Origin of the sequence: Roseivirga ehrenbergii, from assembly GCF_001593005.1 — a bacterium.
Classification (GTDB): Bacteria; Bacteroidota; Bacteroidia; order Cytophagales; family Cyclobacteriaceae; genus Roseivirga; species Roseivirga ehrenbergii.
This window is the reverse complement of the sequence record NZ_LQZQ01000045.1, coordinates 586257-606667: the sequence shown is the minus strand read 5'-3', so window position 1 is coordinate 606667 and position 20411 is coordinate 586257. Positions and strand designations below refer to the sequence as shown.

General features: G+C 37.1%; 18 protein-coding genes. 10 read left to right on the top strand and 8 right to left on the bottom strand.

What is annotated here, in order from left to right; all coding sequences use genetic code 11:
- Position 1: 1 nt before the first annotated feature.
- A complete protein-coding gene (locus MB14_RS12850; protein WP_062592192.1) occupies positions 2-1909 on the bottom strand; it encodes a UvrD-helicase domain-containing protein in 1908 nt (635 codons plus the stop codon).
- Positions 1906-4062, bottom strand: coding sequence for an AAA family ATPase (locus MB14_RS12845; RefSeq protein WP_062592190.1), 2157 nt, complete (start codon positions 4060-4062; stop codon positions 1906-1908). Before MB14_RS12845 ends, MB14_RS12850 begins: the two co-directional genes overlap by 4 nt.
- 437 nt (positions 4063-4499) lie before the next feature.
- Between MB14_RS12845 and greB the strand changes: the two genes are divergently transcribed.
- The 3 genes from greB to MB14_RS12830 all read left to right on the top strand — a co-directional run bounded on the left by greB (position 4500) and on the right by MB14_RS12830 (position 8606).
- Positions 4500-5015 carry a transcription elongation factor GreB gene (greB, locus tag MB14_RS12840; protein WP_062592188.1) on the top strand — a complete coding sequence of 172 codons (516 nt, stop codon included), beginning with the start codon at positions 4500-4502 and terminating at the stop codon, positions 5013-5015.
- 238 nt (positions 5016-5253) lie between these two features.
- Positions 5254-6891, top strand: a complete 1638-nt coding sequence (locus MB14_RS12835; RefSeq protein WP_084376071.1) for an ABC1 kinase family protein — start codon at positions 5254-5256, stop codon at positions 6889-6891.
- Between the two features lie 485 nt (positions 6892-7376).
- Complete coding sequence (locus MB14_RS12830; RefSeq protein ID WP_132643994.1) at positions 7377-8606, top strand: SGNH/GDSL hydrolase family protein; 1230 nt, start codon at positions 7377-7379, stop codon at positions 8604-8606.
- A gap of 17 nt (positions 8607-8623) precedes the next feature.
- Here MB14_RS12830 and MB14_RS12825 read toward each other — a convergent pair whose 3' ends face one another.
- Together MB14_RS12825 and MB14_RS12820 are read right to left on the bottom strand one after the other, a co-directional pair.
- Entirely contained in the window at positions 8624-9682 is a 1059-nt protein-coding gene (locus tag MB14_RS12825; protein WP_062592182.1) for a glycosyltransferase, read from the bottom strand.
- Positions 9679-10437 carry a hypothetical protein gene (locus MB14_RS12820; RefSeq protein ID WP_062592180.1) on the bottom strand — a complete coding sequence of 253 codons (759 nt, stop codon included), beginning with the start codon at positions 10435-10437 and terminating at the stop codon, positions 9679-9681. The genes MB14_RS12825 and MB14_RS12820 overlap by 4 nt, the downstream gene beginning before the upstream one ends.
- Before the next feature lie 176 nt (positions 10438-10613).
- Here MB14_RS12820 and MB14_RS12815 point away from each other — a divergent pair, with 176 nt between their 5' ends.
- The 4 genes from MB14_RS12815 to MB14_RS12800 are packed head-to-tail and all read left to right on the top strand — an operon-like array spanning position 10614 to position 14119.
- Complete coding sequence (locus MB14_RS12815) at positions 10614-11411, top strand: TylF/MycF/NovP-related O-methyltransferase (protein ID WP_084376070.1); 798 nt, start codon at positions 10614-10616, stop codon at positions 11409-11411.
- On the top strand, positions 11408-12175 hold the full coding sequence (locus tag MB14_RS12810; RefSeq protein ID WP_062592176.1) for a class I SAM-dependent methyltransferase: 768 nt from the start codon (positions 11408-11410) through the stop codon (positions 12173-12175). Before MB14_RS12815 ends, MB14_RS12810 begins: the two co-directional genes overlap by 4 nt.
- Before the next feature lie 5 nt (positions 12176-12180).
- Positions 12181-12852: a CmcI family methyltransferase gene (locus MB14_RS12805; RefSeq protein WP_062592174.1), complete on the top strand. Its 672-nt coding sequence runs from the start codon at positions 12181-12183 to the stop codon at positions 12850-12852.
- A 28-nt stretch (positions 12853-12880) separates the two neighbouring features.
- Entirely contained in the window at positions 12881-14119 is a 1239-nt protein-coding gene (locus MB14_RS12800; protein WP_062592172.1) for a lipopolysaccharide biosynthesis protein, read from the top strand.
- A gap of 8 nt (positions 14120-14127) precedes the next feature.
- On the opposite strand, the gene MB14_RS12795 is transcribed toward MB14_RS12800, so the two are convergent.
- Complete coding sequence (locus MB14_RS12795; protein ID WP_062592170.1) at positions 14128-15126, bottom strand: glycosyltransferase family 2 protein; 999 nt, start codon at positions 15124-15126, stop codon at positions 14128-14130.
- A gap of 159 nt (positions 15127-15285) precedes the next feature.
- Between MB14_RS12795 and MB14_RS12790 the strand changes: the two genes are divergently transcribed.
- Positions 15286-16410: a glycosyltransferase family 4 protein gene (locus MB14_RS12790; protein ID WP_062592168.1), complete on the top strand. Its 1125-nt coding sequence runs from the start codon at positions 15286-15288 to the stop codon at positions 16408-16410.
- A gap of 122 nt (positions 16411-16532) precedes the next feature.
- Here the strand turns inward: MB14_RS12790 and MB14_RS12785 are convergent, their stop codons facing one another.
- The gene (locus MB14_RS12785; RefSeq protein WP_062592166.1) at positions 16533-17231 is read right to left on the bottom strand and encodes an alpha/beta hydrolase family protein; all 699 of its coding nucleotides are present in this window, start codon (positions 17229-17231) and stop codon (positions 16533-16535) included.
- A gap of 100 nt (positions 17232-17331) precedes the next feature.
- Here MB14_RS12785 and MB14_RS12780 point away from each other — a divergent pair, with 100 nt between their 5' ends.
- Positions 17332-17739, top strand: coding sequence for a MerC domain-containing protein (locus MB14_RS12780; RefSeq protein WP_062592164.1), 408 nt, complete (start codon positions 17332-17334; stop codon positions 17737-17739).
- 5 nt (positions 17740-17744) lie between these two features.
- On the top strand, positions 17745-18416 hold the full coding sequence (gene folE / locus MB14_RS12775; protein ID WP_062592162.1) for a GTP cyclohydrolase I FolE: 672 nt from the start codon (positions 17745-17747) through the stop codon (positions 18414-18416).
- Between the two features lie 16 nt (positions 18417-18432).
- Here the strand turns inward: folE and MB14_RS12770 are convergent, their stop codons facing one another.
- Both MB14_RS12770 and MB14_RS12765 read right to left on the bottom strand, forming a co-directional pair.
- Positions 18433-19032, bottom strand: a complete 600-nt coding sequence (locus tag MB14_RS12770; RefSeq protein WP_062592160.1) for a TetR/AcrR family transcriptional regulator — start codon at positions 19030-19032, stop codon at positions 18433-18435.
- Positions 19033-19040: 8 nt separating this feature from the next.
- Positions 19041-20315, bottom strand: coding sequence for a TolC family protein (locus MB14_RS12765; RefSeq protein ID WP_062592158.1), 1275 nt, complete (start codon positions 20313-20315; stop codon positions 19041-19043).
- Positions 20316-20411: the final 96 nt, after the last annotated feature.

Sequence of the window (20411 nt, the reverse complement as noted above, 5' to 3'; positions counted from 1 at the left end):
CTCAATGGGTTTCGTCTAAGTTGACAACATTCTTCACACCGAACCATTCAATGGCCTTATCGATAACTGCTTGACCAGGAGCATGATAATAAACTGCTAAGCGTTCTTTAGCTCGTGTACAGCAGACATAGAAAATCTTCTGACTACGCTCAAGCACACTGGCCTTATCCGTTCTGTTTGTAAAGAGATATTCAAAGTTGTAATTATTCCAACCTCCATTGTCCAGAATGACTAGGACATTGTCAAATTCTGTCCCTTTAGTTTTGTGTTGTGTTGAAAATGGAGTGCGGCCTTCCAAGTAATCAAACAAAGCTTGAAACTCTTTGAATGGGACTTTTATCACCTGATCATAAATGTATTTCTGATTCTCTGAGAATCTATTTAGCTTATCATCTATCAAACAGATTCCAAAATCATTTGCTTCTTGTATGACTTTTCCGATTGTCTTTTCCCCGACATCAACGAGACTTTCAATTTTATTTTTTAGGTTTCGTTTTTCGGCCACCGTATTTAGTTGGCCTTTATGATCAGTAGCCCTTAAAAACTCATAGTATCTCTGGTTTTGGTAAAGCCAAATGACTTCTTGAAGGCGATATAAATGCCGGATCAGGTTATCACGCTTGCTACCCTTTTTATTAATGTCGTCTTCATCCTGTTTTTTATCATCGAGCAGTTGATCTTTATCTACATAGACTCTTGAAAAGGCTTCGTATTCCATATCCAAGGCCACCTGATAAAGGCTTGTGTGCATATCTATGAACTCCTGTTGTGTAGGAGTTGGTTCAACCTTTTTCAATTCCCTCCCCTTTTTGCCTTCTTTAAGTCTTTCAATCACTTCACCGAAGGTCATTTCGCTCAGATCCCAATCAACAGGATGATCCTTTATGTAGTCCTTAATGCGCTTCTTGTATTCCAGGATTTTGTCCTTGTCATAAATATTCATCAAGGTTTGAAAATTGGCCTTATCTGCTATCAGATTATGAGTAAGATTTAACTCCTTGGTTTCTTTTGAGTTAGCAAAGTCCCAGGCTAAATGGGCTTTTACATCATCGATATTTCCGGATGCTGAATAGAGAAAAGTGATCTCACCTTCTTTCACATTCCCGCCCGTCATGTTTGGAGCAGAATTATCGGATGAATGGATCTGCACCAATCCGTCTGTTCTTAATTGGTTGGCCAGCTCATAAATGAGTTTTGGGTTTCTCCTGTTCTGCCGCTTTTGAACCTCTCTTACCTGTCCTTCTTCAGTGCCCCTGTAATCATCCAGTCGGCCAATGCGCTTATCATATATCGATTGCATGGCATCACCAAAAAAACCGATGATATTTCTTTTCTTGGTTAACTTGAAGTGGTCCAGGAAAATGCGTACAACATCGATCTGGGTGTCTTGATACTCATCCACGAAGATGAACTTGAACTTGTCTTTGACCATATCTCCCAACTTTGGGTAGCGTTCAAAAACTCGATTGCTTAATGCAATGACTTCATCATGAGAAATTACACCTTGATTAATCCTAGAGTATTCTTTGTATTGAATGCCATCTTCTAAGTTGTCGAAATAGTCATTTGGTACTGGATCAACACCATCCACTTTTATGACTTTTATTTCTTCTTCATTGGCCAATTCAACCAAACAAAGCTTGAGCTCTTTTTGAAAGTGTTTGATCTGATCCCAAAGAAAATCGTGGATGGTGGTAACGTTTAAATGCTCATGCCCAACCCTTTCCTCGATTTCTTTTACAGCGGCATTGGTATAGGTCATGCAAGCTATCATGGCACTTGGGTTTTCTTCAATGGCTCTTTTTATGACCTCCACCAAGGTGTAGGTCTTTCCGCTTCCGGCTCCACCACTCAAAAGGAAGTTCCTACCGTTGTGGATATGATCGAAAATTTCCTCTATCTCAGTCATACCTTAATATCTCTTAACCAAGTGAGACCTTCTTTTATATAAGCAGGTATTTCCCAATTGCTGAATTCAATACCTGCCTTATTAGTTTTGCTATTGAGTAGTATCTCAATTGCGAATGATGGTTTGCTGCCTATAGCCTTTTCAGCAAATTCATAGACATGCATCTTATCATTCCGAAAGGTTTTAAGGTGCTTCTGCGTAAGGGAGGGAAACTTGTTATGAGGGTCTTTAATAAACGCCTTGTTTACATGGAAAAAGGCATCCTCAAAGCTTCGAGCGTGGTACTCCTCACCTGCTTCATTCGCTTCTTGAGTTTGAAAAACGAGCTGAACATTACCGGTTGAACTTACTTTCCATTTTTTTCCCTCTGCCTCTTCTGTTTTTTCAACCCTCTTCTGATCCAGATCAAAACCTTTTAATTCAGCAAGTGAGTCGGTATTCAAGAAGAATTTTAATGAATAATTGGTGGAAAACTCGGCTTTGGGATCGCTCACTTTACAGGCTTCCCTGGTTGTTTTGTCTTTTCCAGCCACTGGTTTGGTTACTACCTCTGCTGAATCAATATCTGTGATTATTAATGTTTTGAGTCCAATAAAATCGATGAATCTCTCGAATACCTGTGAATAGGCTCCGACTTCTACTATTGAAATATTCTGAGATAGTAACGGAGACTCACTTTCAGCTTGATCTATCTTTTTCATCATTGCCGGCAGGATGATTCGTTCCGTATCACCTTCAATGAGAATTGCTTTATCTGCAAAAAATAGTTCTGCTTTGTTTAGAGTTAAATACTGCTTTAAGAACCTGTAATTTTCTTCTTCTCCTGCTGAATCATATTCCGCTTCCAAAGCTTTGAGATTTTTAGCTATCACACTGGTGTCGTTCACTTTTTTTAGATACCGTATGTCGTTAAAATCGCTTTCGGAAGCAATGTGAGATGAGTGGGTGGTAATGACCGTTTGAAGGTTTCGGTTTGCACCATCTTCCCTCTTGATACCTTCTTTTAATAACCCTTTTATGTTATTAATAAACACATATTGCATTTGAGGGTGGGTGTGCGCTTCGGGTTCCTCTATAAACAGAAGGTTTATATCGGCTGGCACTTCATATTTGGTTTTCTTAAATTCCTTTAGGAGAATTTCAATTTCGAAGATGACGCTGATCAAGTTCATGTAGCCCAGTCCATTGTAGAATTCAGGAAAAGTATGCTCCCCATGGCTATACATCACTGTGGTATTGCCTTTTAGCAAATCTCTATGCTGTAGTGTGGAATTGATACTGATCTTGGAATCACCTTCGGCTATACCTCCAAACTTGCTGACTTTATCCACTGTCTCCTTGAATAGCTCATCATATACTTTGGTCAACGCCAAATCAGTGTCTCCCAAGGCATCTTTAAAGTTGGCTATATGCTCATTTTGCTTGTCTGTAGCCTCAGTTTTCTCATAAATGCGCGAAGTCTGAAGAGAAAGCGTGCTGTTTTGTTCCTTGTTGGTAACATCGCGCCTTGCACTTATATACCTGAACTGAATTAAATTCTTCAATGAAATGTTGTTCTCTCCACCAAGATCAATAAAGAATTTTCCATCCGGCTGTCCTGTAGCTTTGGAGCATGACAAAGACTTTTTAGATAATTTGAAATACTCAATCAGGTTTGAGTGAAGGAAATAAAATAGATCTCGCGCCTTATAACCTTCTTTTTTGGCCTCCTTCTGTTTCTCGTTAGTTTGAAATTCAGCATAGTCGCTTTTCAATTGCTTTAAGGAGTCATGTTCCAATAATAGACCGAACTCAAGATTGATGTAATAGTGATCTGGGTCAAGGTCGGTCATAATACGGCTCAGATTGGCAAGGCTATCCGATTCAGAGTATCGTATCAACAAATTCAGCCTAATACCCAATGGAGTATACTTGTCCTTATCTGGCAAGTCTGATTTTACTTGCGTTTTAATCTCACTTTTGAGATCCAGGTTAAAGTCATCAAAAGAAAACTTGTTTCGATCGGAGCCAGTCAAGAACCGATCCAAGGCTGTGAGTAAGGAAGTTTTTCCGGTGTTATTTTTCCCGACAATTAATGAAAGGTCATCTTCTAATTCAATGGAAAAGTCCCTTAAGAGTCTGTAATTTTTTATGTCAACCCTTTCAATCTTCATGTGTCTATTGTTTTAATATCCAGAATTTATTCAAGATACTCTTTTTAATTTTAATAGATAGTTTGATAATCAAACAAGGAAACTTTTCTAGATGAAGTAAAATAAGAGTGTGGTTTTTCTAACTGCTTCTGAGAAAGGCTTTATTGACCCGTTATGAGTAAAACTCATTTTACTTGATAATTGCAAATCCTTTAACAAATATCACAAACATGCCAGCCAAGCTTTTCATATAGATGCCCATTACTCCCCTCCTATGTGGCTAATTGGCTACACTTCTTAGCATAAAATATCTTGGGGAACAACCAACCTGTGAACACCACGATTCTTCACGAGGGTAAAAGCGTTGAAGTTGTATAACAATGTATAGATTATTCTTCCCAAGCAAACTAACCTTCATTCTATTATCTTGCACAAAATATCAAAACAAGGCATTTATTATGAGGCGAAAAATCCCAGAATCAACGCTACCAAAACTCAATCGCTCACAAATGATTACTTCCGAAGGTTTAGAAAAATTAAAGGAAGAACATGATCACTTGTGGCGAGTTGAACGTCCAGACGTTACCGCTAAGGTAACATGGGCCGCAAGTTTGGGAGATCGTTCAGAAAATGCAGATTACCATTACAACAAAAAACGTCTACGAGAAATTGATAATCGCGTTCGTTATCTGCGTAGATGCATTGATGACTTTAAAGTTATTGAGTACCATCCCAACCAAGAAGGAAAAGTGAGTTTTGGTGCTTGGGTAGAAATTAAAAACGAAAAGAAAGGTCTTCAAAACCGTTTGCGTATTGTGGGTTACGAAGAACTAATAGGTAACAAAAATTATATCTCTATGGACTCCCCTATGGCTAAGGCTCTTCTTGATAAAACTGTCGGAGATGAAGTTATAGTTAATACCAAAGTGGGTGATTTTGTATGGAAAATTCTTAAAATAGAGTATCAGAAGTAGTATTACCAAAATAGACCTAAGGCTATCTCTTACCCTATAATTTTTTAACTGCCCTCTGGCTAATCCGAGTAAGTATTTAGTTTTATAAGTCACGCTTGATAGTTCTGATACACCCAACCCCGCCTGCCACTAGTTATTTAGTTGATCGACTAAAACTTTACAGAACAAAGCCACAGCAATTGGGTTTAATAGTTACAGTTATCTCTTAACCTATTTTTTTCATTAAGTCCTATATATTTTGAGTAATCTAGCACAATACAAAGACATCGCCCTTTTTCTTATAAAGTATGGCAACTCAGATATTATCAAAGAATCGGGACTTGCTACAGAATTTTCAATAGAAGAAGAAAAAAACGCTACTAATGACTTAGATAAAGAAGCGTTTATCAAAGATTTTCAGAAACTAGGTTCTACCTATGTTAAACTGGGTCAGCTGCTTTCTACACGTCCAGACCTTATTTCAGAGCCTTACTTGAGTGCTTTAAGAGAGCTTCAAGACAATATGGAGCCATTTTCCTATGAAGAAGTTGAGCAGTTAGTACAGAATGAACTGAGAGTAAGAATTTCTAAAGCCTTCAATTCATTCGATCAGAAACCTATTGGAGCAGCTTCTTTGGGGCAAGTGCACTTAGCTGAATTACGAAACGGCACAACCGTTGTAGTCAAAATTCAACGACCTGGAATTCGCAAAAAAGTGATTGAAGAACTTGAGGCCATGGAATCGGTTTCTTCATTTCTTGAAAACAATACTTCATTGGGTAAGAAATACAACCTCAATCAGGTATTTCTTCAGTTTAAATCTACCCTACTGCGCGAACTTAATTATTTGAAGGAAGCGCAAAACATGGATATTCTTCATAACAACCTTAAAGAATTTGACCGTATTGTAATCCCTACATCTATACCCGACTATTCTACAGATAAGGTACTGACAATGGAGTTTGTAAAAGGGCAAAACATCTCTCAAATCAATCCGCTTCGCAAGCTTGATATTGATGGTGAAGGCCTTTGCGAAGAGCTTTTCAAGGCCTATCTTCAGCAGATTGTGGTCGATGGTTTTATGCATGCCGACCCTCATCCGGGCAATGTGCATCTTACAGAAGATAATCGGTTGGCACTATTAGATATGGGTATGGTGACCTATATCTCTGAAGACCTTCGGAAAAATTATTTGAAGCTGATTTTGAATATTAGTAACAACAAGGTTTCTGAAGCCTTAAATGTGCTTATCGAAATGAGTACGGCCTCAGATGAAGCCGATGAAGAGCAATTTAAAACTTCAATAGCTGCAATTATTCAGCAGACGCATGAAGCTACTGTTGATCAAATTGATACGGGGAGAATGATGTTTGGCCTTATACAAACTGCTGCTGAATGTGGTTATAAACTTCCACTAGAGCTGAGTGCTGTGGGTAAAGCGCTAATGAATATCGACTTGGTAGCCCATACGTTGGCACCGGATTTTGAGCCTAATAAGTCTATTCAGAAGAATGCGATGAGTCTGATGAATAAGATAATGATTAAAGAGTTGGCACCACAGAACTTCTTTTCAACAATACTGGAAAGTAAAGAGCTTATTGAAAAGATGCCTCAGCGGCTGAATACCATCATGGGGAATTTGGCCAATAATGAGCTTGAAATCAAACTAGATGCTATTGATGAAAAAAGCCTGATGAAGGGTTTTCAGAAAGTGGCCAACCGAATAACCATAGGTTTAATTATAGCGGCATTATTAGTAGCCTCTGCCCTAATGATGAAAGTTGAAACTAGCTTTTCTCTATTCGGTTATCCAGGAATTGCTATGCTTTCATTTATTCTGGCAATAACTGGTGGGCTGAGCTTGGTGATAGGAATTTTCTTTAAAGACGAGAATTAGAAAAGTATACATGGAAGCTATAATAACGGTTGTCGGTTTTTTAGGAGCCGAAAAGACCTATCGGTTTCTTCCCCTATTCAACTTTCTGTAGTAGATGTTAAAAATTGGCAGAGACGAGAAGTATTGGCTCATAATTGGTTAATGTTGCCTCAACTAATGCCCTTAATGGGCCACTAAGTGTTTTATTGAATTGTTCTGGAATGACTAACTTTTTCCCATCGGGGTTATTTTTTTTGAAAACACAAGAATATAAAGCTCAATTAAAAGGACTGTTTCTTGTTCAGATAACAGCCTTGTCCAAACATCAAAATACCATACACATGCGCTAGCGAAGCGTGTCTTGCCTCCCTCCTAGATGGTTAGAAAGAACTACTCAAGAAGAAAAACAACTTCAGAAATATTGTTAAGTAACAAAAAGCTAAATTGACATATTCATAATTATAACTACCACCCAGTAGCCTAATAAAAAAGCATCCAAATCAGCCATGAAGACTCAAGTTAATAATAGCCATAAATCCCCATTGAGTAGAATACTCAGGGTTTTAGGTTACACTCTTTTTCTACTACTCTTTTTAATAGGAACAGTTGAGATTGGCTTCAGAGTTGCCGTGAGAGCTGGCTTGTTTGGATTAGACTATGGAGATGTGTTTTCTCAAGAGTTGATGAATGAGGGTGGTTTTCTTAAGATAGGAAAGAGCGTTAACGTGGTGAATGGCTATGGTGAAAAAGTTCAATGGATAACGAACTCAAAAGGGTTTAGAAACGACAAGGAGTTCGACTATGATAAGCCCAATGGTATAATCAGAATACTCTCTATCGGTGATTCTTTTACAGCAGGATACAGAGTGGGGCAAAATGAGACTTATTCCTACCTTCTGGAAAATAGTTTGAATGAAGCACAAAATTCTGTTAGGTATGAAATAATGGTGGCATGTGTACAAAACCCGCTCCAAGGGCTGGAATACTTGAACAAGTACGGATTAAAATATAAGCCAGATATAGTACTTCTAGGAATAACCCTGGGTAATGATCTTTCTGAGTGTTTTATACATTTACATAATGACGGACAAAAGAAACTGGTAGGGAACACTGTTATACAAAACGAAAATTACAATGCAGAAAGGATTAAAAAAGAAGTATTGGAAGAAGTTTTGCCTGAATATTCTTACCAACCAGCTTCGGAATTGAATGATTATTTAGAAAAGTTTGTCTTCCCAAAACTATTAAATAGGTTTGCCAACCTAAACTATTCTGGAGAATCGATTTTTGCAATTAAAGGGAAAGTACCACCCTATATTCATGATTTCACCCACGGTTTAGGTGTATTCTTAACTCCTCAGCCAGAGACAATTCGCAAATTATACAAAAACATGGAGACCATTCTAAAGGCGTATCATGAGCTTTCGATAGAACAAGGTTTCAATACTCAGGTAATACTTTTCCCACAAAGATTCCAAGTGAATGAATTAGACACTAAAAAAACCATTACTGATTATCACCTTAACACTCAATACTTCGATTGGGAGCTTCCTAACCGAAGTATTGGGGAATTTTGTAAACAGAATAACTTGGACTATATGGATCCATTAGATTACTTCAGAAAGCAAACTGAGGTACTTTATCTACCCAATGGTGATATGCACTTAAATTCAAAAGGACATAAGGTCATATCAGATTTCTTATTTACCAATATGCTGAAAGCAACATCGAATTAAGGCTGTATATCAATACCTTACCTACCTATTAACTTACGAAATGCTGGGAAGTACTGTTCTGTCCACAGCCCAATCCATATTCTAGAAGTGGCTATACGGGTTATCCAGTAGTTTCTTATATTAAATGAATAATCACCTATCTGACATGCCGCATATTTCTTTATTAATTCACTGTACAGGTCAGTGAGTTGAGTGAAAATGTGATCAAAATTAGCTTCTTCTCGAAGCTTGCTTGTCACGATTAATGTATCGTCAGCATTGTAAAGGGTGCACTCATCAACAATACCTTGGACTGTAATTGGCTTATCCATTAATTTCATGCCAAAATTAAAACGCCTATAGCCATCGTAGTTGTGGGGTGTAACAAGTCCTGCCAGGCCAGTAAAGTCACAAACGATCACAGCGCATCCGCAAGCCATAGCTTCCATGGCCGCTTTTGCTTTCGCGAAAACTAGATCATAGCTACCCAAATAGTGTTCGGGAACATTTTGAGCAGTTCCCGTCCCTTTTCCCATCACCTCCAACTCAATATTCATCTGAGTACATGCTGACCTGATAACTGAGAGATATCCATCTTCTGTAGCATAATTAGAAAATACCAACGCTCTTTTAAGTGATTTAGCAGGTTCTTTTTTCTTCTTGAAACGGTTCAAGTTTACCCAATTATATCTGACTTTTATCGACTCCGGTTTAAAATCATACTGCTGTGTATAGCGCTCCTTACAGTTGTAATCCACTGCCATATACTGGATTATATTCTTATGCCTCGGTGGTATATCTAAAGGGGATAGCCGGTTGTGAATCCAGAAGACCATTGGAGTATTTTTAAAATGGAAAAGCACTGGCCAAGCTGTGATATTGTTATGGAGATGAACAATATCTGGTTTTGATAATGCTTTCAATTTTGTGGTCACCAAAATACCAGATGCTTGAAGCTCTTCTCCTACGATTCCTACCCTAAGGGTAAATACTTCTACCCTATCTCCAGCGTTTTTAAATCCCAATGCTAACTCTTTAACGTATAGCGTTGTGCCGCTATAGCTATCCATTTCGACATTGGTAATCAATACATTCATTGCCCTGTTGTCTTTAATAGAAAATTGGCCAATGGTTTCATATGATCTTCGAAAAGGAGTGCATTTTTATAAATACCTTCTTCTACCCTCTTCCTTCCATGAATTTCATAAAAAGGCATCTTTGCTTCCCACGTACTTATTTGATTGGTATTCGTTATCTTCCTGAAATACTCAAGTCTGAAAAAGTCGACTCCATACTTGTTAAAAAACCTGTCTACCTCAAATTTTAATTGACTATAAACTCGGCAGGCCGATAGCTTATCCTGAAGCTCATCATCATCGAGCGTCAAGATGATGTCATCTTTGTTCTTTAAAGTGTCAACGTTTTTAAAAACCTCGTCTTGAAGGAAATCATAGTTAGCAAGGCTACTATTGGACGAAAGGTCTTGGACAGTACCATTGATTAGATACCTACATAAATCATGAGAAGGATTGAAGCCTTCAAGGGCGTCCCCTACTATGCGTTTTACATTGTGCTCTTTTATAAATTCCTTTAAGGCAGACTTTACTTTAGCAAACTCATCAAAGTTCCCCTCCATGATGAGGTTATATATTTGGCGATCTGTAAAGGGTTCGAATGGTTTAAATACTTTAGGACCTAACGATTCTAAGAGTTCAATTGAACCTTGAATTCTAGGATTACCTGTATTCCCAGAGCCTGTGGTCAAAAAAACCACCAGAGGCTTATGTTTTCGTAAAAATTTGTAAGCCAAAAGTTCATGACCTGGATGACCAATAAAAAGTAACGTTTTCATGGTTAAATTGATTTTGACAAGACTTCAAAATTACTCAAGTACTTTCGGTTTAGGAACGAATTGGGACAAATAAAGTCTTTTTAAAAGTTCTTATTCTTACTTAGTGGATTTGTTTAGATTTGTTGTTTGCAGAAACATAACTCTGTAAGGTCTAGTATCAATTATTCCGCAAATTAATGTCAAGTCACACTCTTCATGTTTTGTTTGTCAAAGTGGTTAATAAGTTCTTTGGGAAGCATATCCATATTGGCTTAAAAGAAAACTTAACATACGCCAAGGATAATTTATTTACATATAACCGTGCTCCGTTTCTGACGGAACCAGCTTTTATAAATGCCTATAACAAAGGTAAGGCTACTGACAACGATGTTTTTCTAAAGGGTGTCGATTTAGAATGGAGATTACATACATTGTGTTGGGCCTCTGAGCAGGCGTTAAAACTAGATGGTGACTTTGTTGAGTTCGGTGTAAGAACTTCTTTTTTCTCAACCACTATAATGGACTACATCAAGTTTGAGAATGAAGCTAAGAGATTCGTTTTGGTGGATAGTTTCGCAGGAGTTATTCCGAATTTATTAACTGGAGATGAGGCTGAGCGAGAGCGTCAAGGTGTTAAACCTGAAATGGTTTGGGAAGAAATATATAAAAAGGTGATCAACAGGTTTTCGGACGCGCCAAATGTAGAAGTGATTAAAGGTGTTGTTCCAGAAGTATTGGATAGTCTGAATTTGAAAAAAGTAGCCTTTGTTTCTTTAGACTTAAATAGTGCATTACCGGAGCAAGCCGTTCTTAATTACATTTGGAACAAACTAGTTCCGGGCGGCATTATTGTGTTAGATGATTATGGCTACCCAGGTTTTGAGGAACAACAACTTGTACATGATGAATTCGCTCGAAAGCACAACACAAGCGTTCTTTGTTTACCTACTTGTCAGGGGATTATTGTAAAACCTAACAATTCAATGCCAGCATGAAATTTACTGGAGAAAGGCTTACGTCTCATGTGAATGAGTATTATACTTACGAGCATCTTCATCGCTATTATTTTGCAATGGATTTTATACAGAATAAGTGTGTATTAGACGTTGCTTCAGGTGAAGGTTATGGTGTTTCATTAATGGCAAATCTAGCCCAGCATGTTATAGGTGTAGATATTGAAAAAGAGGCAATCACTCATGCTCAAAATACTTATCAAAAAGAGAATATAGTGTTTGTTGAAGGCGATATTCGCTCCTTACCCTTTGAAAATGGCTCTTTTGATATAATTACCTGTTTCGAAACTATTGAGCACATAACAGAACACGATCAGGCTATGGGGGAATTAAAAAGAGTACTTAGACCAAATGGGGCCTTGCTCATTTCTACACCAGATAGTGATAGTACGCATGAGCTTGCTTCTCGCGGTAGAAACCCCTTCCACCCTCTTGAACTAAACAAGAAGCAGTTTGCCAGTTTACTGAACAATCATTTTGAAAACGTATCTTTTCTTTATCAAAAAACTATTAATGCTTCACTAATAATGACTGAAGAAACTACTGATACCGCACTTCAAGAGTATCGAGGTAGTTTCAGTGATTACAACCAAATTAACCCTGTTTCGAATGCCCAATACTTTATAGGTATTTGTACAGATTCAGAAATGGTCAATACGTTAAAAAACAGTGTTCTTACCTACAGCAGTACTCATAAGAGTCTATTAGAAAAGATCCTTTTTAAACTAAGAAATCTACTCAAATAAGTGCCATGAATTTATTTCAAAACCTCTTTAAGAAGCCTCGATATGATTACAGCGGAGAGCAGCCATTCCAAACTAGCTTGGAATCTATCAATGTAGCTCATCACAAAATTACTTATAGGGGTGTTTCAATGTTGAAATGCCCATTCGACATGGTCAATTATCAAATGATCATCTCTGAGGTAAAACCTGATTTACTCATTGAAATTGGAACAAACAAGGGAGGCTCTGCGCTTTATTTTGCTGATTTATTAAAGGTCATGGGGAAAGGAATTGTACATACAATTGATTTGAAACAGGAACAGCTTGATACCATTGTTAACAATTGCAATAATATTCATTTTTATGAGGGAGGATGGCAGAACTACGAAATCTCTGAAGCGCAAGGGTTTGAAAAAATATTGATTATAGATGACGGATCTCATACCTATAATGACGTTAAAGAAGCTTTTGATAAGCTTAATAAACTGGTCGCAAAGGAGTCTTATTATATTATAGAAGATGGAATTCTCGATCAGTTAGACATCAATAAGTCAAAGTTTAATGGAGGCCCAGTGAAGGCCATTAAAGAAATTCTTAACGAATACCCTGAATTTAAAATGGACGAGAAGTGGAGTAACTTCTATGGGCAAAATGCTACCTTCAACATAATGGGGTATCTCAAGCGATCCAATAAATAATAGTTACTAAACATTGATTTTTCGATCTTTGAAAAAAGTTTTAGCATCACTCTTACCAGAGAAGAACATAGGGAAAAACGCCTTGATTTATTCTTTGGGCACCTACTCTAGTAAGCTTATTTCTCTAATTATATTCCCGATTATAGCGGTAGAATTAGGACTGGTAGATACAGGGAAATATGACCTAATACTCTCTACTGTTACTATCTTAGTGCCTATATTCTCCTTGCAGATGGGAGATGTGGCTTATCGTTGGCTGAGCGATTCAAACGAAAGGCAAAAGGGAATTGGGGTAACAATTACAATTGTGCTGTTAATTCCTATGACTATTCTTCTTGGAGCCCTCACAGTATTTGTATGGTTACAATATAACGACCCATTGTTATGGGGTGGCTCACTTATTTTGATGAGCCAAATATTACTCAGTTCTATGATGCAAATAGTTCGTGGGAATAGACAGGTCAACCTCTACACCTATGCCACTATTATTAGGTCGGTTGTATTTACCATGGGCGGGCTATATGCCGTTTTTTTCACTGATGCTAAACTACCTAACCTACTGGCTTCATTCGCCATTTCCAATTTTTTGGTGCTTACTATATGTGTTTGGAAAGGGCTCAGAAAATCTCAATTTTCATTGACTCACCTGAATTTAGAAAATATTAAAGAGGTATTAAAGTATGTTTATCCGCTAGTATTCAATGCTTTGGGATGGATGCTTTTAATAAACGTTAATAAGTACATCATTTCAGCAAACTTAGGCTATGAAATGAATGGCATTTTTGCAATTGCAGACAAGTTAGCTACACCCATATATTTCTTGGGGATTTTCTACTTCTTTTCGGCTCAAGATCACTTTCTCAATATGACCGACTTTTCGGCTCGGAAAGAGAGTTTTAAGTTACTAATTAAGAAAGTAAGTCTAATCATGACTATCGGAATTGTAGGCTTAGTAATAGGCGCCTACCTTCTAATACCTCTTTTGTTTCAAGGCTTGATAGAAGGAATAGAGTTTTTACCATGGTTAGCAGCCATTAATTTTTTCATCATTATGGCAATATACATGGGGATTCCATATACTTATGATAAGCAATCTTTAGCATTAGCCAGTACCACTATACTTGGTATTCTTTGTACCATTATTCTTTCGTTTTTATTAATAGATCCGCTGGGGCTTTATGGGGTTTGTGCCGCCATACTTTTGGGTTCATTTCTGATTCTTATTCTCAGAATCAGGTTTGTGAAGTCTTTCTTCCAAAACTCATAGCTTAAGCTTCAATGATCTTGGAGCTTCGATAAAGCTGATGATATTAAAGGTTTGTGGCTATTTATTTTTCGACTGTAGGAGAATATTTTTAAATAATCCTGAGAAAAAGGTTTTACATCCCCCAAGTGGGACTTAATATTCATTTTAGCTTTAGACGGAAAAAGAGGTAAAATCATTATCATGATTAAACTTCCGATTAATCTTAGAAAATAGTAGAAGGCGAAGCCTACCTTTCCATAGAACTTCAAGACCAGAAGGCTATTCGATAGATAAGTCTGATTGCGAACTTGTACGACAGTCTTAGCCCTATCTGACGAGTGAATAATTATAGCATCAGCGTAGTAATAAGACCTTCTATTTTGAGAGCTTAATCTACGACACAGATCAATCTCTTCGGCATACAAAAAGAAATCTTCATCAAAAGGATACTCGATTAGAAGCTTTTTATATGCCATAAAAAATGATCCATGAACGGCATATGTGAAATGAGATTTTTGGTGTTGAATCATTAATCCTTCAGAAGCTACGAAGTATTCTCGAGGAGATATTTTTATACGTTTTAATAGCGTCTTTAAAAATGGCAATTGAGGGAGCATATCACGTTGACAACTACTATGTTGAAATTCACCATTCGGATATTGATGCCTACATGTCAGTGCTCCAATGGATTCCTTATCGAAAGTTTTGTAAACCCTTAAACAATCTGAAATAGCATCATCGATCAATATTGTATCTGGATTGAGTAGGAGAATGAATTCGCCTTTAGCCTTACTTACACCGATATTACAAGCTTTTCCAAAACCCAAGTTCTCTGATAGATAAACTACTTTTAGAGATGTATAAGTAGTTTCAAGACTTTTAAGATTATCTTCTGAGGCATTGTCTAATACAATAATCTCATAAATAACAGATGTGAATTTCTGTACAGAGTTAATAGACACTTTTAGGTCATCAATCGATTTGTAGTTTACATAAATAATAGATAATTCTGGTGCCTTATGGTTCATGATATCGTTAAGATCAAATCAACAAATTAATCAGTGAAACTCCAATCTTAATTCTCTTTTTGATGGATAATTATAGACAAGCGGCTACACAAATTTTGAATTGTTATAAGCAAATATTAATGACTAAAATGGGTTTATTTTTTTAACATTGCAGACTTTATGAATCCATCAAAGGAGAATATTCAAAGAGATAAAAAGATAGTAGTCGTTCATTTAAGGAACGACCTTAGTGGTAGCACTCGGGTATTGCAACAATCTATTTTGGCCCTCCAAAAATCAGGATTTAGTATTGACCTTTTTACAGCTACAATAGATTATGAGGGGTTCTTGTCAGAAATTCCAGGGATTTCTATTTATCCTATTCCTTATAAACGATACTCACGGAGGATTGGAACCTTTATTTCTTATTTATTTGCTCAAATTTGGTTGTTTATACGCTTACTTAAATACAGAAGTCAATGTATTACTATCTATATAAATACTGTATTACCATTTGGAGCAGCTCTTGCAGGTTGGGTAATGAAAAAAGCTGTAGTTTATCACTTGCATGAAATTTCACTAGCACCTGCCCCAATGCTACTTAAGAAATGGTTATTTGCTGTTGCTAATCTAACCGCCAAAAGAGCTATTCTTGTTTCTGACTTTCTCATTAACGAAGTAAGCCTAAAGAATGCTGAAAACATCAGGATTCACAATGTACTCTCAGAAGAATTTCTATCACATGTTCCTAAGTCACTTCATTACGGTAAAGTTACTTCCAAAGTCTTTAGAGTGCTTATGATTTGTTCTTTAGCACCGTACAAAGGCGTAAATGAGTTTATTGGACTGTCAAAACGAATGCCTGATATCCAGTTTGACTTGGTGCTTAACGCCACCGAAGATGAAATCAAGCACATCTTTAATGACGACAAAGAATTCAGGAATCTCACTGTTCATTCAGCTAAGAGAGATGTTCATCAGTTTTACCATAAGGCCACATTACTATTGAATCTGTCTTTGGCGGATGAACATGTGGAAACCTTTGGTATGACGATTTTGGAGGGGATGGCTTACGGTTTACCTAGTATAGCGCCTCGTGTTGGTGGTGTTTTGGAATTGGTGGAAAATCATGTAAATGGTTTTTTAATAGACAGTAAGGATCAAGACTCTCTTTTTAAGGCTATCACGCTGATGAAGGAAGACACTACATTATATCATCGACTCTCAAAGTCTGCCATTCAAAAATCTAAAATGTTCAATTCCAATAACTTTGACAATGCTATTGTAAAGGTTTTCCTAACCTAAGCCTAAACCACCAGTGACTGATGAGCAAATCAAGGCGATTGTTGCTTTTCTCTATTTTCTTTGAACAAACTCTGAGGTTAAACTTTATAAAGTCAAACCTCAGAGTGATTACTAGTTTTAACTTATTTATTTCCTTCCATTACCTCAGGTCCAACCCTCTTTTTATCTGCGTTAGGAATACCTTGAGTCATCCATAACGGAGCTGGAGCACCTTTAAGGTAATGGTCAAAATATTGCTTCATACGGATTTGGAAATCCTTCTGATTGTCTTCTTTGGCTAAATGATGCGGCTCGTCTGGATAAGATAACATAATCACTTCTTTGCCCAGTCTGCGCGCGGCAGAATAAAACTCCAAACCTTGATTCCAGTCTACTGCACCGTCTGCTGTGCCATGTAGAAGCAAGAAAGGTGTTTTGATATTTTGTGCATGAAACAATGGAGATTGATCTTGGTACAATTGCATGTTTTCCCAGAGACTTACGCCCATTCTACCCTGAGACCATTCAATGATTGGTCCGTTTAAACTGCCCGACTGCTTATAAGCAATATTGTACATACTGATGAGGTTAGTCAGAGGTGCACCAGTCACAACCGCAGCAAACATGTCAGTTTGGGTGACTATAAAGGAAGTCTCGTAACCTCCCCCGTTATGCCCCTGTAAACCAATTCGTTCAGGATCGGCATAGCCCAACTTAATTACTTCTTTGGCCGCACTGGTAACATCGTCTAATGCAGAAGAACCTGGCTTGCCTTCATCAAAAACGATATCGGGCATTAACACCAAATAACCGTTGTTAGCAGTACAATTTTGAGTATACATTTAAAAGCGGTTATCAAGTATTCTAGATATTTAGAATCAAATCTATTGTGTTTATAAACAAATAACTATTTTTGCAACACTGTTGCATATATGGTTATTTATGAATCTATTCGAAAGAACAATCAAGCCAGATGTAGCTGGAGTATTGGCTGGTAGTTTATGTGCTGTACATTGCCTAGCTACTCCTTTTATATTTCTGGCTAAAGCTGGCTCTTCGCTCGGTCATGTTGAATCACCATTATGGTATCATTTGTTCGACTATGTATTCATTATAATTTCTTTCGTAGCTGTGTTTTATGCTTCAAAAAATACAGCTAAAAGATGGGTAAAAACTGCTTTATGGTCTGTTTGGTCAATATTATTAATGGCCATTTTAAACGAAGCGTTTGAACTTATACATTTACCAGAAGCTAGTGTATATATACCTGCACTTTTATTGGCGGCCTTACACCTCTACAACCGAAAATATTGTCAATGCGCAGATAATAATTGCTGTGCAATAAACTAAGAATAATGAAAGAGAAACTGACAGAAGAGTTTGAGAGCATTGGCAATATGCACTATTCTGCCAATACGAACACTCCCTTACGAGAAGATGCTTTTGTTAAAACTGATGATGAGAAGGTTCAGAATATTCAGAAGCACTTTAAAGCTATTATGGAAGAACTCGGACTAGACTTAACAGACGACAGTCTTTCCGGAACCCCCTATCGCGTGGCAAAGATGTATGTAAAGGAACTCTTTTACGGCTTGAACCCAGAGCACAAGCCAAAGCTGTCTTCATTCGAAAATAAGTATGGTTACGGGAAAATGCTGGTAGAAAGCAATATCAGTATCGATTCTTCTTGCGAGCATCATTTTTTACCCATAACAGGGTTTGCGCATGTTGCTTACATTCCAGGCGAACGAGTAATTGGTCTTTCAAAAATCAATCGTTTGGTAGATTATTACGCGCATAGGCCTCAAGTACAGGAGCGGCTATGCCTACAGATTTTGAAAGATTTACAAGAAGCTTTAAATACAGAAAGCGTTCTGGTTATGATCTCTTCAAAGCATTTGTGTGTTTCTTCGCGTGGAATCAAGGATAAATCTAGCTACACCACCACTTTGGAATATGGTGGTGAGTTTAATGATATAAATAGAAGAAAAGAGTTTTTTAACTGTTTGAATCAAAAAATAGATTAAGGAATGCGTATTACCTTTAACCTTGATTCAGCCGGTTTAAAATGACAAGCCCCCTTGCAGTGACTAAGCGGTGGATAAATAGCGAATTGAAAAATTGAATTGCGTTATAATTGGTTTCTGAATTAACTGCTTGACTTGAAGTAAAAACAACTTTCGCCATAGTATTGAACGATTCACACATTTCAGTGGTATTGATGTCACTTTTGTAAAGTCCCTCTGTCTTTCCTTTTTCAATGTTGCGCAATATAAAGGGTATTACTATTTCGTTTTTTATCCCAAATACTTCCATATACTTATTTGGGTAGAATTTCTTCAATTCTCTACCGTAGATTGGCGATATAAGACATGATACGCCATTAACATATTTAAAAAGCGAGTGTAGTGCCTCTAAGGCATTCTTAGCTTGAGAACTCGATTTGTCAAGTTGGAGTAAAAGTCCTTCTATTTGTTGGGCAATGGTTTGGTTTAGTAATTCACTTTTACTTCCGAATTCCTTATAGATGCTTTTTGAATTCACTCCACAGTGCTTTGCTATATCTTCTATACTAATGTTTTGAATACCATGACTAAAAAACAAATCCGTAGACACTTTTAAAATGTTATTTTTAACATCCATTGTATATGCTAATTATTGATTTCACCAATGGCCTTTTCGTAGCTTGCTAAGCTTATTTGCTTCATCACCTTGGCATCAATTACCTCGGTATAGGCTTTTTGCCACAGTACTTGTGCTTCAAGTACATCTTTCCCAATCACTGTTCCAGCCTCGAAACGATCTTGGTGTAATCTCAGGTTCTCTTCAGCTTGCTCAAGTGACCTTTCTGAAATTGCGATCCTTTTAATTGCTTGTTGCAATTCTAAGTATGCGTTTTCAACCTGAATAAGAACTAACTCTTGAGTTTCTTCAAGTTCTAATTGTTTGGCTTCAGTTTTGAATTGTTGTTCCTTCACTTTTTGCTTTCTTTTTCCCCAATCAAACACAGGAATACTCACGTTGAGCGTACCATAATAAGATGCTAAATCGTTACTGCCATTTTTAAAGTTTATCTGTTTTCCGGTTGTGTAGAGCCCACTAATATTTGCCGCAACAGTAGGCTTAGAGTCTCCTTCCAAAATTTTACCCTGAAGCGCTTCCAACTCCACAGCATTGTTTAATATTTTAATTTCTGGTCTTTTCCCTAAAACCTGTTCTGAACTAGGTTTTTCCGTCACTGTTACACTGTTTTCGATAGTGCCTTCAACCTCAAAGTTACTGTCGGCAAAGCCAATTAATTGAGCCATTTTAAGTTTCAAGATTGAAAGGCCATTCTTAGCTCTCTCTAGATCTAGTTCAGCTTGGTTCAGCTGAACTTGAACTTGTAAAACATCATTTTTATAAATAATGCCAGCATCAAAAGCGTTTGTTAAGTCCTTTAATAGCTCTGATAAAAGGCTGTTGTATTTAACTGCCAAGTCTATTTTAGCACCTACATTTATAATTTGCCAGTAAGTAGTTTCTACATCTAGTATGACTTCTGATTCAGTTAATTCCTTCTGAGAAGTATATAATTCAACAGCTGATGTGCTCATTTTTTTTGCTGTATTTATTTTTCCACCTGAATAAATAACCTGTGTTACACCCAAAGAAGCAGTTGCTTGATACTTGGGTAACAAAACATTTAAAGGATCACCAACATGGATTCCCATAGCGCTAGCATCTATAAAAGGTTTGTCTGAAGAATAAACCGATGCCTCTGCTGATTTTGCTGCCTCAATAGTTTGAGTGGCGATTAACGTTTTTTTGTTATTGTTTTTTGCTAAAGTTTTTGCCTGCTCTAAAGTAAGCACTTGTTTTTGTGCACTAATACTATGACCAAAAAGTATCAGGCTATAAAAAAGGATGTGAATATATTTTCTCATTTTGAATTGGTGTTATTTGCTATATCGAATCTGGTTTTATAAAAGACTTTGATTCTCACCACATTAAGAGTATGGCAGAGTTTTATTGAATACATT

Excerpts from the sequence above, each read along its gene's own strand:
- MB14_RS12785 (WP_062592166.1), bottom strand. The coding sequence starts at position 17,231 with ATGTATACTCAAAATTGTACTGCTAACAACGGTTATTTGGTGTTAATG.
- MB14_RS12795 (WP_062592170.1), bottom strand. The coding sequence starts at position 15,126 with ATGAACCATAAGGCACCAGAATTATCTATTATTTATGTAAACTACAAA.
- MB14_RS12765 (WP_062592158.1), bottom strand. The coding sequence starts at position 20,315 with ATGAGAAAATATATTCACATCCTTTTTTATAGCCTGATACTTTTTGGT.
- MB14_RS12850 (WP_062592192.1), bottom strand. The coding sequence starts at position 1,909 with ATGACTGAGATAGAGGAAATTTTCGATCATATCCACAACGGTAGGAAC.
- MB14_RS12810 (WP_062592176.1), top strand. The coding sequence starts at position 11,408 with ATGAAATTTACTGGAGAAAGGCTTACGTCTCATGTGAATGAGTATTAT.
- greB (WP_062592188.1), top strand. The coding sequence starts at position 4,500 with ATGAGGCGAAAAATCCCAGAATCAACGCTACCAAAACTCAATCGCTCA.
- MB14_RS12820 (WP_062592180.1), bottom strand. The coding sequence starts at position 10,437 with ATGAAAACGTTACTTTTTATTGGTCATCCAGGTCATGAACTTTTGGCT.
- MB14_RS12790 (WP_062592168.1), top strand. The coding sequence starts at position 15,286 with ATGAATCCATCAAAGGAGAATATTCAAAGAGATAAAAAGATAGTAGTC.
- MB14_RS12830 (WP_132643994.1), top strand. The coding sequence starts at position 7,377 with ATGAAGACTCAAGTTAATAATAGCCATAAATCCCCATTGAGTAGAATA.
- folE (WP_062592162.1), top strand. The coding sequence starts at position 17,745 with ATGAAAGAGAAACTGACAGAAGAGTTTGAGAGCATTGGCAATATGCAC.
- MB14_RS12815 (WP_084376070.1), top strand. The coding sequence starts at position 10,614 with ATGTCAAGTCACACTCTTCATGTTTTGTTTGTCAAAGTGGTTAATAAG.
- MB14_RS12805 (WP_062592174.1), top strand. The coding sequence starts at position 12,181 with ATGAATTTATTTCAAAACCTCTTTAAGAAGCCTCGATATGATTACAGC.
- MB14_RS12780 (WP_062592164.1), top strand. The coding sequence starts at position 17,332 with ATGAATCTATTCGAAAGAACAATCAAGCCAGATGTAGCTGGAGTATTG.
- MB14_RS12825 (WP_062592182.1), bottom strand. The coding sequence starts at position 9,682 with ATGAATGTATTGATTACCAATGTCGAAATGGATAGCTATAGCGGCACA.
- MB14_RS12845 (WP_062592190.1), bottom strand. The coding sequence starts at position 4,062 with ATGAAGATTGAAAGGGTTGACATAAAAAATTACAGACTCTTAAGGGAC.
- MB14_RS12770 (WP_062592160.1), bottom strand. The coding sequence starts at position 19,032 with ATGGATGTTAAAAATAACATTTTAAAAGTGTCTACGGATTTGTTTTTT.